Origin of the sequence: Streptomyces sp. NRRL B-1347 (assembly GCF_000720325.1) — a bacterium.
Lineage (GTDB): Bacteria > Actinomycetota > Actinomycetes > Streptomycetales > Streptomycetaceae > Streptomyces.
On record NZ_JOJM01000013.1, the window covers coordinates 54087 to 67765 of the forward strand.

13 protein-coding genes are annotated in these 13679 nt (G+C 75.3%); 5 read left to right on the forward strand and 8 right to left on the reverse strand.

The genetic code is table 11. From position 1 onward, the window contains the following. Nucleotides 1-29: 29 nt before the first annotated feature. Genes IG74_RS0114165 through IG74_RS0114180 form a run of 4 tightly spaced genes read right to left on the reverse strand, consistent with a single transcriptional unit; the run spans nucleotide 30 to nucleotide 5014 of the window. Nucleotides 30-650: a histidine phosphatase family protein gene (locus IG74_RS0114165; RefSeq protein ID WP_030675427.1), complete on the reverse strand. Its 621-nt coding sequence runs from the start codon at nucleotides 648-650 to the stop codon at nucleotides 30-32. Further along, a complete protein-coding gene (locus tag IG74_RS0114170; RefSeq protein ID WP_030675429.1) occupies nucleotides 647-2179 on the reverse strand; it encodes an FGGY-family carbohydrate kinase in 1533 nt (510 codons plus the stop codon). Before IG74_RS0114170 ends, IG74_RS0114165 begins: the two co-directional genes overlap by 4 nt. Next, on the reverse strand, nucleotides 2172-3674 hold the full coding sequence (locus tag IG74_RS0114175) for an FGGY-family carbohydrate kinase (RefSeq protein WP_030675431.1): 1503 nt from the start codon (nucleotides 3672-3674) through the stop codon (nucleotides 2172-2174). Before IG74_RS0114175 ends, IG74_RS0114170 begins: the two co-directional genes overlap by 8 nt. Nucleotides 3675-3679: 5 nt before the next feature. Beyond that, entirely contained in the window at nucleotides 3680-5014 is a 1335-nt protein-coding gene (locus IG74_RS0114180; protein WP_030675433.1) for an MFS transporter, read from the reverse strand. Between the two features lie 220 nt (nucleotides 5015-5234). On the opposite strand from IG74_RS0114180, the gene IG74_RS0114185 reads away from it, so the two are divergent. The 5 genes from IG74_RS0114185 (at nucleotide 5235) to IG74_RS0114205 (ending at nucleotide 10158) form a co-directional block, all read left to right on the forward strand. Then, on the forward strand, nucleotides 5235-6008 hold the full coding sequence (locus tag IG74_RS0114185) for a DeoR/GlpR family DNA-binding transcription regulator (protein ID WP_030675435.1): 774 nt from the start codon (nucleotides 5235-5237) through the stop codon (nucleotides 6006-6008). Between the two features lie 82 nt (nucleotides 6009-6090). Continuing rightward, entirely contained in the window at nucleotides 6091-6501 is a 411-nt protein-coding gene (locus IG74_RS0114190) for a TOBE domain-containing protein (protein ID WP_030675437.1), read from the forward strand. 358 nt (nucleotides 6502-6859) lie between these two features. Then, on the forward strand, nucleotides 6860-7255 hold the full coding sequence (locus IG74_RS0114195) for a TOBE domain-containing protein (protein WP_030675438.1): 396 nt from the start codon (nucleotides 6860-6862) through the stop codon (nucleotides 7253-7255). 98 nt (nucleotides 7256-7353) lie between these two features. Beyond that, nucleotides 7354-8160 carry a molybdate ABC transporter substrate-binding protein gene (gene modA, locus IG74_RS0114200; protein ID WP_030675440.1) on the forward strand — a complete coding sequence of 269 codons (807 nt, stop codon included), beginning with the start codon at nucleotides 7354-7356 and terminating at the stop codon, nucleotides 8158-8160. 27 nt (nucleotides 8161-8187) lie between these two features. After that, on the forward strand, nucleotides 8188-10158 hold the full coding sequence (locus IG74_RS0114205) for an ABC transporter permease (RefSeq protein WP_030675442.1): 1971 nt from the start codon (nucleotides 8188-8190) through the stop codon (nucleotides 10156-10158). A 17-nt stretch (nucleotides 10159-10175) separates the two neighbouring features. Here IG74_RS0114205 and IG74_RS0114210 read toward each other — a convergent pair whose 3' ends face one another. Genes IG74_RS0114210 through IG74_RS0114225 form a run of 4 tightly spaced genes read right to left on the reverse strand, consistent with a single transcriptional unit; the run spans nucleotide 10176 to nucleotide 13647 of the window. Then, nucleotides 10176-10847, reverse strand: coding sequence for an ABC transporter ATP-binding protein (locus tag IG74_RS0114210; protein WP_030675447.1), 672 nt, complete (start codon nucleotides 10845-10847; stop codon nucleotides 10176-10178). After that, nucleotides 10840-11751, reverse strand: a complete 912-nt coding sequence (locus IG74_RS0114215; protein WP_051854905.1) for an ABC transporter ATP-binding protein — start codon at nucleotides 11749-11751, stop codon at nucleotides 10840-10842. Before IG74_RS0114215 ends, IG74_RS0114210 begins: the two co-directional genes overlap by 8 nt. Nucleotides 11752-11807: 56 nt before the next feature. Further along, on the reverse strand, nucleotides 11808-12689 hold the full coding sequence (locus tag IG74_RS0114220) for an ABC transporter permease (RefSeq protein WP_030675452.1): 882 nt from the start codon (nucleotides 12687-12689) through the stop codon (nucleotides 11808-11810). Further along, complete coding sequence (locus IG74_RS0114225; protein WP_030675455.1) at nucleotides 12682-13647, reverse strand: ABC transporter permease; 966 nt, start codon at nucleotides 13645-13647, stop codon at nucleotides 12682-12684. Before IG74_RS0114225 ends, IG74_RS0114220 begins: the two co-directional genes overlap by 8 nt. Nucleotides 13648-13679: the final 32 nt, after the last annotated feature.

Sequence of the window (13679 nt, forward strand, 5' to 3'; positions counted from 1 at the left end):
TCTTTCGAGGGAGTCGTTCGGGAGGCGGGTCAGACGGCCGGGGCGCCCACCGTCGGGGCGTTGAACCGCAGCAGCGCCGACTGGCCTTCGCTCAGCCGCAGTTCGGTCAGGGCGCCGTTGGCGACATGCGGGAAGACGCGCCGGTACTGGCGCAGCGGGATGCCGAGCAGGTCGCACAGGACCAGGCGCAGGAGCGTGGAGTGCGCCACGATCAGGACGCGCCCTTCGGGGAATTCGGCGGCGATGTCCGTGAGGCAGGCACCGGCGCGCGCGACGGCCGCGACCGGGTCCTCGCCGTCCGGCAGGTGGTGGGCGACGGGGTCGTCGAGGAAGGCGTCGAGCTCGGCGGGGAAGCGCTCGCGCATCTCGGCGCGCGTGAGGCCCTCGCCGCGGCCGAAGTCGACCTCGCGCAGCCGCGCGTCCTCACGCGGGGTGACGCCGAGCGCCTCGGCGGCCGGGGCCGCGGTGAGGCGGGCGCGCGAGAGGGTCGAGCTGTAGACGGCGTCGATGTGTTCGCGCGCCGCCCAGGCGGCGAGTTCGGCGGCCTGGAGCCGGCCGCGCGGCGTGAGGGCCACGTCGGTGCGGCCCGTGTAGCGGTTGCCTTCGTGCCAGACGGTTTCGCCGTGGCGTACGAGAATGACGTCGGTCACTGGTCTTTCCTCATCGGTGGTGCGGGCGGGGCGGTCCTGGCCCGGGCGTGGGCGGCGGCCTCGGGCGGCAGCCAGCCACGCGCGCGCAGTTCGTCGACGAACCGCAGGTAGCCGGGGAGCAGGCGGGCGGTGCGCGCGGGGTCGGGGAGGATCTCCGCGCCGGGCCTGACCATGGCCGCGGCCGCGTCCCGTACGGAGGTGCCGTCGGCCGTCGCCGCGAGCACGGCCATGCCGACGGCGCCCTCAGCCTGCTCGGGCACGCGCACGGGGCGGCCGAGCAGATCGGCCCGCAAGGTGCTCCAGTAGCGGTTGCGCGCGCCGCCGCCGGTGAGCGTGAGCGGCCCGTCGACGGGCGCGCCGAGCAGATCGAGGTAGTCGAGGCAGAGCCGCTCGACACAGGCGACGCCCAGGAGGTAGGCGTGGAAGCGCTCGGCCGCGCCGCGGGGTTCGCCGAGCGTGAAGGGCTCGGCGGCCGCCGCCCGGAACGGGAAGCGTTCGCCGCGCGACAGCAGGGGGTAGGTGACGGCGTCGCCGTCGCACGCGGCCGCCGCCTCGGTGAGCCGGTCCAGGTCCGCGCCGGGGAACTCCCGCGCGAGCACGCCCGCGCCGCTGCTGGAGGCGCCGCCCGGCAGCCAGGTGTCGCCGGGCCCGCGGTGGCAGTAGACGACGCCGCCCGGGTCGCGGACCAGGTGCGGGCTCACGCCCTTGAGGACGAGCGTCGTACCGAGCACGGAGTTCCAGGCGCCGGGGGTGAGCGCGCCCGCGCCGAGCTGTGCGGCGCAGCCGTCGGTCGTTCCGGCGACGATGGCGGTGCCCTCCGGGATGCCGGTGGCCGCGGCCGCCCGCGCGCACACGGCGCCGATGACGGTCCCGGGCCGTACGACGTCCGGCAGCAGCCGCTCGGGCACGTCGAGTTCGGCGAGCACGGACGCGGGCCAGCGCTCCTCCAGGAGGTGGTAGCCGCTCTTCAGGGCGTGGCTGGCGTCGCTCGCGACCTGGTGTCCGGCGAGCCGCCAGGTGACGAGGTCGGCCTGGTGCAGCAGCCGCGCGTCCGCCGGGTACGCCGCGTGGTCCAGGAGCCAGCGCAGCTTGGGCAGGGCCCACGACGGCTGCATGGAGCGGTAGCCGAGCGCGTCCCAGACGGCGGCGCCCGCCGCGTTCACGCGTACGGCCTGGTCGGCGGCGCGGCCGTCGTCGTACATCAGGCCCGGTGTGAGCGGGGTGCCGGACGCGTCGGCGAGCAGGACCGTGCCGGAGGTGGCGTCGAGGGCGAGGCCCCGCACGCGCGCCGGGTCGTCGAGGGCGCCGGTCGCCTCGCGGCAGGCGGCGGCCAGGGCCGACCACCACTGCTCAGGGTCCTGCTCGTGGCGCGGCCCTGCGCGGTGGCTGGTCAGCGGCCGGGACGCGGCGGCGAGGACGGTGCCCGCGGAGTCGACGGCGACGCAGCGGGCGCTCTGGGTGCCGAGGTCGAGGCCCAGCCAGACGGCGTCGGGCGACGGCGTAGCCGCCCGCGGAGCGCGCTCAGACACCGGTGCCTCCTGTGGTGCGGGCCGTGCGCGCCGTCCAGCCGGCGTCCCGGGCGAGCCCGCGCCAGCGCAGGAACTCCTCGTACAGCTCCGCGTAGAACCCGGCGCGCTCCGCGTCCGGCTCCCAACTGGTGTGCATCCGGACGTACTTGGCGGCGGCGCTGTGCATGCTCGACTCGGCTCCGGTCAGGACGAGGCCGGTGAGGAAGGCGCCCTTGGCGCCGAGTTCGGTGTCGCCGGAGCGGGCGGTGGGCACGCCGGTGGCGTCGGCGATGAGCCGGCACCAGGCGTCGCTGTTGGCCCCGCCGCCGCACAGGCGCAGCTCGGTGACCGTCGTGCGCGCGGCCGCGAGCGAGTCGCGCAGGACGAGCGAGAGCCCGTCGAACACCGAGCGGGCCAGGTCGGCGGGGGTGTGCTCCAGGGACAGGCCCCAGAAGGAGCCGCGGGCGCGCGGGTCGAGGAACGGCGCCCGCTCCCCCGCGGGTGACAAATACGGCAGGAACAGCACGCCGTTGGCGCCGGGCGGGGCGCCGAAGGCCGCGTCCGCGAGCTCGGGCGGCCCGTCGAGCCCCAGCGTGCGGGCGGCCCAGCCGAGCACCTCGGCGCCGTTGAGGGTCGGGAAGGCCCGCAGGACCCGCTCGCGGCCCCGGTAGGCGATGGTGATGCCGGACGGTTCGCCGCTGGTGTCGACGTCCTCGCGGACGATCTCCGTGCACAGGGTCGTGCCGAGGATGCTGCACGCCTGGCCGGGGTTGACGACGCCGACGCCGCGTGCCGTGGACGCGATGTCGTACGGGGCCATCACCACGGGCAGCCCCGGCGGCAGGCCCAGTTGGGCCGCGGCGCCGCCCGTTATCTCGGCGATGCGCTCGTCCTCGCCGAGGACCCGGGGCAGCAGCCGCGCGTACGGCGTGAGTCCGAAGAGCTCCACGACGGCCGGGTCGTAGTCGCCGGTGGCGTGGTCGAGGAACGGCGCGGACGCGTCGGACTCGTCGACCGCCGTGACGCCGGTGAGCTTGTGGAACAGCCAGCCCGCGGCGGTAAGGGACGCGCTGGAGCGCTCCAGGCGCTCCGGGTCGTGGGCGGCGAGCCAGCCGAACACGGCGTTCGGCATGCCGCTGCAGGTGAGCGAGCCGTTGCGGCGGAAGGCCTCCGTCAGGACGCCCTCGCGCTGCCAGCGGGTGAGGAGTTCGCCCGCGCGGCCGTCGGACCACAGGATCGCGGGCCCGGTGGGCCGCCCCGCCGCGTCGACGAGCCAGGCGCCGTCGCCCTGGGCCGTGAACGTCACCAGCCAGACGGGGTCCGCGACTTCGGACAGGGCGGTGCGCACGGTGTAGACGACCGCGTTCCACACGGTGTCCATGTCCTGCTCGGCCCAGCCCGGGTGGCGGCGCAGGACCTCGGTCGCGAGCCGCGACACGGCGAGTTCGCCGCCCTGGCCGTCGAAGACCACCGACTTGATCATGGTGGTGCCGACGTCGATCGCGAGGACGGACATGGTCTTCACAGTCCCTTCGTGGCGGGTGCGGCGGCGGTGCGGGGCGGTTCGGGGTGCGCCGCCGCCGGGTCCCCGTCGGCGGCGGTCTTCAGGGTGAGCGTGAGGAGCGCGCTCACGGCGTGCAGTCCCGCGAAGATCCAGACGACGCCGACGACGCCGACGGGCCCCCGGAACAGGCTGACGACCAGCGGCCCGACGAACGTGGACGCCCCGGCGCCAAGGTTCAGGGCGGCCATGGCCTGCCCCTTGTGGGCGGGCGCGATCGCGGTCATCAGGGCGGACAGCGGGACGTAGCCGGAGAGCGTGGCGCCGTACAGGACGGCGGCGAGGACGCACAGGCCGTAGCGGTCGCCCGCGCCCGCCGGGACGTAGTACAGGAGCAGCGTCGACGCGGTGCAGCCGAGGCCGCCGCACCACGCGACCGTCGCGCGCCAGCCGGCCTTGTCCCCGACGACGCCGAACAGCAGGTTCGTGACGATGTTCGTGGCGAACATGATGGCGAGCAGTCTGAGCCACTGGGCGTCGGAAAGCCCGACCTCGTCCGTGAACCACGCCGGAAGCATCACCAGAAAGCCGAACTGCGAAGCCGTGTTGAGCATCCGCACGACGGCGCCCGCGCCCACCCTCGGCTCGCGCACCAGGATCGTCAGGCTGCCGGCGAGGCCCGCGAGCGGGCTCTCCCCCGTGGGCGCGAGCCGGGCCGAGCCGGTGCGCTCGCGGACCAGCAGGAGCGGGAGCAGTCCGCCGGCGACGACGACGCCGAGCGCCGCCCACAGCGTGCCCCGCTCGCCGATGTGCGGGACGAGCAGACTGGCGGTGAGCGAGCCGAGCGTCGGCAGGCCCGCGGAGAACGCCGACCAGAACCAGCCCATGGCGCTGCCCATCTGCCGCGGCGGCGCGACGGCGGCGATCCACACCAGGAAGGCGTACGCGAACAGCGGATAGGCGAGCCCGCGCAGGCCGTAGCCGACGAGCAGCAGCACGAAGGACTCGCTGGGCACGGCGACGGCGAGGAAGAACACGTGCGTGACCACGAACGCGAGCAGGCCGAGCCACATCACGCGGCGCGGCCCCCACAGGTCGGACAGCGCCCCGGACAGCCAGGCCGCGACGGCGCCGGTGACGCCGTACACGGTGAAGACCATCGCGACCTGCGCCTCGGGGATGCCGAGGTCTTCCAGGTACGGGGACAGGAACCCGGCCTCGACGCCGACTCCGGTCATGAAGACCAGCAGGCCGAGATAGCCCCAGGAGAGGGGCCGCGGGATGCCGAGGCGTGTGAAGAGCGAACGCGGCTCGGCGGTGCCGCCCGGGGCGGGCGGCACGGGGGTGTTCGTCATCGAAGCTCCCCGGGGACGGCGGAAGGGAACGGAAGGGGGTGCGGGGGGGGGGCGGGCTGCGCGCTGGAGTGAGCAAACAACTGGCCGAAAAGGCACGTCAAACGTCTGGGAAATCCTCACGCGGGCCGGGTCGCGCACCATGTGACGAGGACGGCCCGCGGGCCGGGCCGAGCTGGGCCGCCGGGGCGGACGACGTGTGAAGTGCATGAGAACATCACTCATGGACATCACACGTGAAGAGCGGCAGGGCCAGGTGCGGGAGCGGGTGGTCGCGGGCGGCTTCGTGCGGGCCGCGGACCTGGCCGACGCCTTCGGCGTGAGCCTGATGACGATCCACCGCGACCTGGACTTCCTCCAGGCGCAGGGCTGGCTGCGCAAGGTGCGCGGCGGGGCGACCGCGCTGCCGTCGGCGCAGTTCCACGGCAGCGTCGCCGAGCGCATGTCGACGATGGCCGCGACGAAGCAGCGCCTGGCCCGCGCGGCCGCGGGCCTGCTGGTGCCGGGGCAGACCGTGCTGCTCGACGACAGCACGACGTGTCTGCACCTGACGCGCGAGTTCGCCGGGCGCACGCCCCTGACGGTCCTCACGAACTCCCTGCCCGCGATCACCGCGCTCGCCAAGGAGCCGGGCGTCTCCCTGATCGCGCTCGGCGGCAGCTACTTCCCGGCGTACGACGCCTTCATGGGGCTGCACACCGCCGACAGCGTGGCGGCGTTCCGGGCGGACCTGCTCTTCATGTCGACGACCGCCGTGACGCGCGGCCGCTGCTACCACACCTCGCCCGAGACGGTGCAGGTAAAGCGGGCGATGATGACGGCGGCGACGCGGCGCGTACTGCTCGCGGACCACACGAAGTTCACCCGCGACGGCCTGTACGCGCTCGCGCCGCTCACGGACTTCGACGTGGTGGTCGTCGACGAGGGGGTGGCGCGCGAGGAGGTGCGGGCGATGCGGGGCAAGGGGGTCGAGGTGCTGGTGGTGGAGAAGGCCTGACCGCCACGCGGCCTGACCTCCGCCCGGCTCGACCGCCACCCGGCCCGGCCGGAGCCCGGCGCGGTCCGGCTAGGGTGCGGGGATGCCCACGTTCACCATCGGCCAGGCGGCGCGGCTGCTCGGCGTGAGTCCGGAGACCGTCCGGCGGTGGGCCGACGGCGACCAGCTCCTGCTGGAGCGGGACGGCTCCGGCAACCGGCGGATCGACGGGGTGAGCCTGGCCGCCTTCGCGAAGGAGCGGGCGCGAGGCCTCCACCCGGCCCCCGACGAGCCGCTGACCTCGGTGCGGAACTCCTTCGCGGGCATCGTCACGGCGGTGCGGACCGATGACGTGATCGCCCAGGTGGAGATCCAGTCGGGCCCGCACCGGGTGGTGTCGGTGGTCAGCCGCGAGGCCGTCGAGGAACTGGGGATCGAGATCGGGGTCACGGTCACAGCCCGGGTGAAGGCGACCGAGGTGTACGTCGACCGGCCGCGCCGGCACGGGGCGTAGCAGCCCTCGGCGGCAGCACCGCGCGGCGCCCGCGCTCTCGGCCTCGTACGGAACGGCATCCGCCGCCGCGCGCGGGCCGATCCCGGTGGGCCGTGTCAGCTGCCGGACGGCCCGGGCCGGGGAGCGCGTCAGCGCGGACGTGGTGCGGGGGTCGCCACCGCCTGCCGCGGTCCGCCGGCGCGCCGCGCGCGGAAGCCCACGTCTCCGCGCCGCTCCCGACGCGGCCCCAGGGGGCCGGATCCGGCCCTGCGGCCTGCCGGTCGGCGGTCTTGGATCTTTCTCCAGTCACCTGGCATCTGCCATGTGGAATGGCCTCAAAGTCTGTAAATGCCAGATGAAGGCGGCTATCTTTTCGCACATGCAGTCCTACACAATCGGCCAGGCGGCACGCCTGCTCGGCGTCAGCCCCGACACCGCGCGCCGCTGGGCGGACGCGGGCCGGGTCGCGACCCACCGCGACCAGAGCGGGCGCCGCCTCATCGACGGCCGGGACCTGGCCGCCTTCTCCATCGAGGTCGCCCAGGGCGGCGTCGGCGAAGAGGAGGGCTCGTACACCTCGGCCCGCAACGCCTTCCCCGGCATCGTCACCGCCGTCACCCTCGGCGACGTCGCCGCCCAGGTCGAGATCCAGGCCGGGCCCCACCGGCTCGTCTCCCTGCTCACCCGCGAAGCCGTCGAGGAGCTCGGTCTTGAGGTCGGCATGCAGGCCACCGCCCGCGTGAAGTCGACCAGCGTGCACATCGACCGCGCCTGAGCACCTGCCCCCAGCGGCACCGCCCGTCCTCGGTCACCGCGTCCTTCCGCTCTCCCGGGCGGCCCCCGGGCCACCCGCAGCCAGAGGAGTCCCACCGCATGTCCACCGTGATCACCAAGCGGCGTGCCGCCGCCGCGCTCGTCACCGCCGCCCTGCTCCTGCCGCTGGCGGCGTGCGGCAACGACGACGGCGACGGCGGCAAGGCCGACAAGAGCAACAAGAAGGACGGCGGCTCACAGCAGGCCGACCTCACCGTGCTCGCCGCCGCCTCGCTCACCGACGTGTTCAAGACGGCGGGCGCCGCGTACGAGAAGGCGCACCCGGGCACGAAGGTCACCTTCTCCTTCGAGGGCTCGCAGGAGCTGGCCGCCAAGGTCCGCCAGGGCGCCCCGGCCGACGCGCTCGTCACGGCCGACACCAAGACGATGGACGGGCTGCGGGCCGACACCGGCACGCCGACCGTGATCGCCAAGAACCGCCTGGTCATCGCCACCGGCAAGGGCAACCCTAAGGACGTCAAGCAGCTCAAGGACCTCGCCAAGGGCGATCTGAAGGTGGTCCTGGCCGCGCCCGAGGTGCCGGTCGGCCGCTACAGCGAGCAGATCCTGGACGCGCAGAAGGTCTCCGTGAAGCCGGTCTCCCAGGAGCCCAACGTGCGGGCCGTCCTGTCCAAGGTCGAGCTGGGCGAGGCCGACGCGGGACTCGTCTACAAGACGGATGTCCGGGCCGCGGACGGCAAGGCCGAGGGCGTCGACATCCCCGACGGCCAGAACGCCATCGCCGCGTACCCGGCCGCCACCCTCAAGACGTCGAAGCACGCCGACGCCGCGGCCGCGTTCGTGAAGTGGCTGAGCTCCGCCGAGGCACAGAAGATCCTGCGGGACGCGGGCTTCCAGAAGCCGTAACCCCCGCACCGACCTGGGAACTTCCCCATGAGATCACTCCGTGGCCGCGGCGGCCCGGCCGCCCGCGGCACCGGCGCGCGCCCCCCGCTCACCCTGGCCGTGCCCGCCGTCCTCGCCGTCGCGTTCCTGCTCCTGCCGCTCGTCGGCATCCTCAGCAGGACCTCCTGGGGCGACCTCGGCACGCATCTGAGCAGCCCCGGAGTGACCGAGGCGCTCAAGCTCTCGCTGTACGTGTCCTTCTGGGCGCTCGGCCTGTCCCTGGTCCTCGGGGTGCCGCTGGCCTGGCTGCTCGCCCGCGTCCCGTTCCCCGGCAAGGCGCTGGTCCGCTCGCTCGTGCTGCTGCCCATGGTGCTTCCGCCCACCGTCGGCGGGGTCGCGCTGCTGCTCGGCTTCGGGCGGCGCGGGGTGCTCGGGCCGTGGCTTGAGGACACCTTCGGGATCGTCCTGCCGTTCCACACGTCGGGGGCGGTGGTGGCCGCCACGTTCGTGGCCATGCCGTTCCTGGTCATCAGCCTCGAAGGCGCCCTCGCGGGCATGCGCCTGTCGTACGAGGAGACCGCGGCCTCCCTCGGCGCCTCGCCGGTGCGGGTGTTCTTCACCGTCACCCTGCCGATGGTCGCGCCCGGGCTCGCCGCCGGGGCCGCGCTCACCTGGGCGCGGGCGCTCGGCGAGTTCGGCGCGACCATCACCTTCGCCGGGAACCTGCCGGGCACCACGCAGACCCTGCCGCTCCAGGTCTATCTGCTGCTCCAGGACCAGCCCGAGGCCGCGACCTCGGTGTCCCTGCTGCTGCTCGTCATCGCCATGGCCGTACTCATCGCGCTGCGCGGACGCTGGACCGGCGGTACGACCGACCGCGCGGCGCGCCCCCGCGGCGGTGCCGGAGAGCGGGCCGCGCCGCAGGGCGACGGGCCCGCGCACCCGCCGGAGGCCGCGGCCCCGGCCGGGGCCGCGCGGGAGCGCTGGCCCCTGCACGCGGACGTCACCGGCTTCAACCGGCTGACCCTGGACGCCGACCCCGGCACCACCATCGCCGTCGTCGGGCCGAACGGCGCGGGCAAGACCACGCTGCTGCGCGCCCTGCTCGGGCTCACCCCGCGCGCCCACGCCCGGCTGCGCCTCGGCGACACGGACGTCACCGCGCTGCCGCCGCACCGGCGCGGCGTCGCCTGGGTGCCCCAGGACGGCGCGCTCTTCCCGCACTTGAGCGCCCTGTCCAACACCGCGTACGGCCTGCGCGCGCAGGGGGTGCCGCGCGCCGAGGCCCGCCGCGGGGCCCGGCTCTGGCTGGACCGGCTCGGCGTCGGGCACCTCGCGCACCGCAGGCCCGCGCAGCTCTCCGGGGGCCAGGCCCAGCGCGTCGCCCTCGCCCGGGCCCTGGCGCCGCACCCGCGGCTGCTGCTCCTCGACGAGCCGCTGGCCGCCCTGGACCAGACGACCCGGGCGCAGGTGCGCCACACCCTGCGCACCCATCTGGCGGGCTTCGGCGGGGTCTGTCTGATCGTCACCCACGATCCGGTCGAGGCCGTCTCGCTGGCCGACCGGGTCCTCGTCCTGGAGGACGGCAGGGCCCTGCAGGACGCCCCGCCCGCCGAGGTCACCCGGCGCCCCCGCTCCCCCTGGGTGGCGCGCATGCTGGGGCGCAACGCCCTCGCGGGAACGGGCGCGGGGGACGGCACGCTGCTGCTCGCCGACGGCGGGCGCCTGGTGGCCGCCGATCCGCCGGACGAGGGCGCGCGGGCGCTCGCGATCATCGCGCCCGAGGCGGTGTCGCTGCACCTGGAGCACCCCGAGGGCAGCCCGCGCAACGTCTGGCACGGCACGGTCCGGGAGATCACCGCGGTCGGCAGCAGGCTGCGGGTCCTGGTCACCGGGGAGAAGGCGCCGGACCTCGTCGCCGAGATCACCCCGCAGGCGGCGGCCGAACTGGGCCTCGCCGACGGCACGTCCGTCTACACGAGCGTGAAGGCCACCGAGGTCACCCTGGTCACGGTCTGACGCCCGGGATGGTCCGGCTACGCGGGCGCGGGGCCGCCGGTCAGCTCGTCCCAGTGCACCGTCCGGTCGCACCACCGCTCCATGAGCACCTTGTCGTGCCCCACGGCCAGGAGCCCGGCCCCGGACCCGTCCCGGTACTCCTCCACGGCGGCGACCAGGGCGGCCGTGGTGGACGCGTCGAGCATCGCCGTCATCTCGTCGCAGATCAGCCAGCGCGGCCGCAGGACCAGGGCGCGGGCCAGACAGGCGCGCTGGAGCTGGCCGTCGCTGACCTCGTGCGGGCGGCGGCCGAGCAGATCGGCGCCCAGGCCGACGGTGCGGGCGAGCTCCGTGACGCGCTCCGCGGCCTCGGCGGCGCGCCCGGTGGCCCGCAGGGGCTCGGCGATCAGCTGGGTGAGGGTCAGGCGCGGGTCGGCGGAGAGCCGGGGCTGCTGGAAGACCACGCCGAACGCGGTGCGCTGGGCGCGCGGTGCCCGGTGCCGCCAGCCGCGCGCCGCCTCGCCGTCGATGACGACGTGGCCCGCGTCCGGCCGGTGCAGCAGGGCCGCGACCCGGGCGAGCGTCGACTTGCCGCAGCCGCTGGGGCCGAGCAGACCCACGGACTCGCCGGGCGCGATGGTGAGGCTGACGTCCCGTACGACGGGCTCGCGGCGGTCGTATCCGGCGGTCAGGGAGCGCAGTTCAAGCACGGGGCGCCTCCAGCGCGGCGGTGACCGGGTGGTGGCAGGCGACGCCGGACGTCAGCGCGGGCTGCGTCCCGCAGGTCTCGTCCGCCCCGGCGCAGCGGGCCGCGAAGGCGCAGCCCTCCGGGAGCGCGGACAGCTCGGGCGGCATGCCGGGGATCGGGGTGAACTCCCGCTCGGGCAGGGCGTCCAGGAGGCCGCGCGCGTACGGGTGGCGCGGCCCGGGCGCGCCGAAGAAGTCCTCGGCGGCGGCGATCTCGACGACGCGGCTGGCGTACATGACGGCGACGCGGTCGGCGATGCGCCGGGCGGCGGCCAGGTCGTGGGTGATCAGGAGCAGCGCGCGGTCGTCGCCGACGTGGCGGCGCAGCTCGTCGACGGTGCGGTCGACGAGCTCGCGGTCCAGGCCCGTGGTGGGTTCGTCGGCCAGGAGCAGCGGCGCGTCGCCGATCAGGGCGAGCGCGGTGGCGGCGCGCTGGGCGAGGCCGCCGGACAGCTGGTGCGGGTAGCGGTCGAGGTGGCCGACGGGGAAGGAGGCGCGCTCGGCCGCCGCCTCCGCGGCCGCGCGCAGCGCGGGGCGGCGCACGCCGGTCAGCTCCCGCAGGGTCTCCTCCAGCTGGGAGCGCACGGTGCGTACGGGCGTCAGGTGCGCGGCGGGGCTCTGCGGCACGAGGCCGACGCGGCGGCCGCGCACGGTGCGGGCGAGGGTGCGTTCGTCGGCGGTGAGCAGGTCGAGCCCGCCGAGCAGCGCGGACCCGGCGGTCTCGGCGTTGCCCGGCAGGAGGCCGAGCAGCGCGGAGGCGAGCACGGACTTGCCGCAGCCGCTCTCGCCGACGAGGGCGAGGCACTCGCCCGGCGCGAGGTCGAAGCGGGCGTCGGTGACGGCGGCCACGTGGGCGCCGCCGCGCATGCGGAAGCGCACGGACAGGCCGCGGACGGACAGGACGGGGCTCGCGGCGGGCGCGGTCACAGCATCAGCTCCGATCGGCGGCGCGGATTGATCCGCTCGCGCCAGGCGCCCGCGAGGCCCGCGATCGCCAGGGTGGGCACGATGATGAACAGGCCGGGGAAGAGCGTGGGCCACCAGTCGCCCGCGAGCAGCGAGCTGCGGGCGCCCTGCACGAGGGTGCCGAGGCTCGCCTGGTGCGTGGGCAGGCCGAGGCCGAGGAAGGAGAGCGCGGACTCGTGCCAGATGGCGTGCGGCACCATCAGGACGGCGGCGAGCCCGGCCTGCGGCAGGACGCCGGGCAGCAGGTGGCGCACGGTGACGCGCCAGCGCGACGCGCCGCCGGAGATGGCCGCGTCGACGTAGGGCCGGGAGCGGAGCGACAGGACCTCGGCGCGCACGATGCGGGCGGTGGACAGCCAGTGGGTGAGCCCCACGGAGATCACCACAGGCCAGACGCCGGGCCGGAACATCGCCACGATGAAGATGCCGAGCAGCAGGTGCGGGACCGAGGCGAAGACGTCGACGAGGCGCATCACGATCCGGTCCACCCAGCCGCCGCAGGCGGCGGCGAGCGCGCCCACCGCGGTGCCGACGACGGTGGCCGCCACGGCGGCGACGACGCCGACGAGCAGCGAGACGCGCAGCCCGTACACGCACCGCACCAGCAGGTCGCGGCCCACGTCGTCGGTGCCGAAGGGGTGGGCGATGGAGGGCGGCAGGAGCTTGTCGGCGAGGTGCACGGCCTGTTCGTCGAGGTCGACGAGCGGCGGCACGACGAGGACGGCGAGCACGACGGCCGCGACGATCGCGGCGGAGCTCCACACCCGCCACGCGCGCGTGGCGGCCGACGAGGTGCGTGCGGCGCGCGCGGAGGCGGGGCGCCAGGTGGTGTCAGCCATCGAATCCCACCCTCGGGTCGGCGAGCCCGTACAGCAGGTCCGCGAGGAGGTTGCCGAGCAGCACGGCGGCCGTCGCGAGCGCGGTGAGCGCGGCGAGCAGCGGGAAGTCCACGGAGGTGGCGGCGCCCACGGTGGCCGCGGCGATGCCGGGCCAGCTGAAGACGGTCTCCACGAGCAGCGCGCCGGTGATGAGTTCGGGCACGCGGGAGCCGACGAGGGTGAGCACCGGCAGCATGCCGGAGCGGAAGGCGTGCTTCAGGAGCACGGTGCGCTCGGCCAGGCCGCGGGCGCGGGCGCCGCGCACCGGGTCGTCGCCGAGCGCGTCCCCGACGCCCTGGCGCACGTACAGGACGAACCACGGCAGCTGCGAGATCGCGAGGACGGTGGCGGGCAGGATCAGATGGCTGGTGACCTGGTCGAACGTCACCGTCGTGCTGGCGGTGTCGGTGAGGCCGCCCGCGGGCAGCGCGTCGAGCTTCAGGGCGAAGAGCCACATCGCGAGGAGGCCGAGCCAGAACGGCGGTGCGGCCTCCAGGGTGTAGGCGAGCGAGGTGATGCCCCGGTCGAGCCAGCCGCCGGGGCGGCGCGCGGCGAGCACGCCGAGGGCCGAGCCGAGCAGGATCGCGAGGACGAAGGCGGTGGCGGCGAGGAGCACCGACCAGCCGATGCGCTCGCCGATGGCGTCGGCGACGGGCTGGCGCAGGGTGCTGGAGTCGCCGAGGTCGCCCGTCAGGGCCGAGGTGAGCCAGTCCCACCAGCGGCCGACGAGCGGCTCGTCGACGCCGAGGTTGGCGCGCAGCTGGTCGAGGTTCTCCTGGGACGCGGTGAGTCCGGCCGTGCCCGCGTACGCCTTGACGGGGTCGAAGGGCGAGGCCTCGGCGACGGCGAAGACGCCGAAGGTCACGACGAGCAGGACCGGGACGGCGAACACGGCCCGTCGGGCGACGAGCCGTGCCATGGGCCCCCAGGGGACCCGGCGGGTCCCCCGGG

Coding starts and splice junctions, on each gene's coding strand:
- IG74_RS0114195 (WP_030675438.1), top strand. CDS start 6,860: ATGCAGTCCTACACAATCGGCCAGGCGGCACGCCTGCTCGGCGTCAGC.
- IG74_RS0114220 (WP_030675452.1), bottom strand. CDS start 12,689: ATGGCTGACACCACCTGGCGCCCCGCCTCCGCGCGCGCCGCACGCACC.
- IG74_RS0114175 (WP_030675431.1), bottom strand. CDS start 3,674: ATGTCCGTCCTCGCGATCGACGTCGGCACCACCATGATCAAGTCGGTG.
- modA (WP_030675440.1), top strand. CDS start 7,354: ATGTCCACCGTGATCACCAAGCGGCGTGCCGCCGCCGCGCTCGTCACC.
- IG74_RS0114225 (WP_030675455.1), bottom strand. CDS start 13,647: ATGGCACGGCTCGTCGCCCGACGGGCCGTGTTCGCCGTCCCGGTCCTG.
- IG74_RS0114185 (WP_030675435.1), top strand. CDS start 5,235: ATGGACATCACACGTGAAGAGCGGCAGGGCCAGGTGCGGGAGCGGGTG.
- IG74_RS0114205 (WP_030675442.1), top strand. CDS start 8,188: ATGAGATCACTCCGTGGCCGCGGCGGCCCGGCCGCCCGCGGCACCGGC.
- IG74_RS0114180 (WP_030675433.1), bottom strand. CDS start 5,014: ATGACGAACACCCCCGTGCCGCCCGCCCCGGGCGGCACCGCCGAGCCG.
- IG74_RS0114190 (WP_030675437.1), top strand. CDS start 6,091: ATGCCCACGTTCACCATCGGCCAGGCGGCGCGGCTGCTCGGCGTGAGT.
- IG74_RS0114215 (WP_051854905.1), bottom strand. CDS start 11,751: ATGCGCGGCGGCGCCCACGTGGCCGCCGTCACCGACGCCCGCTTCGAC.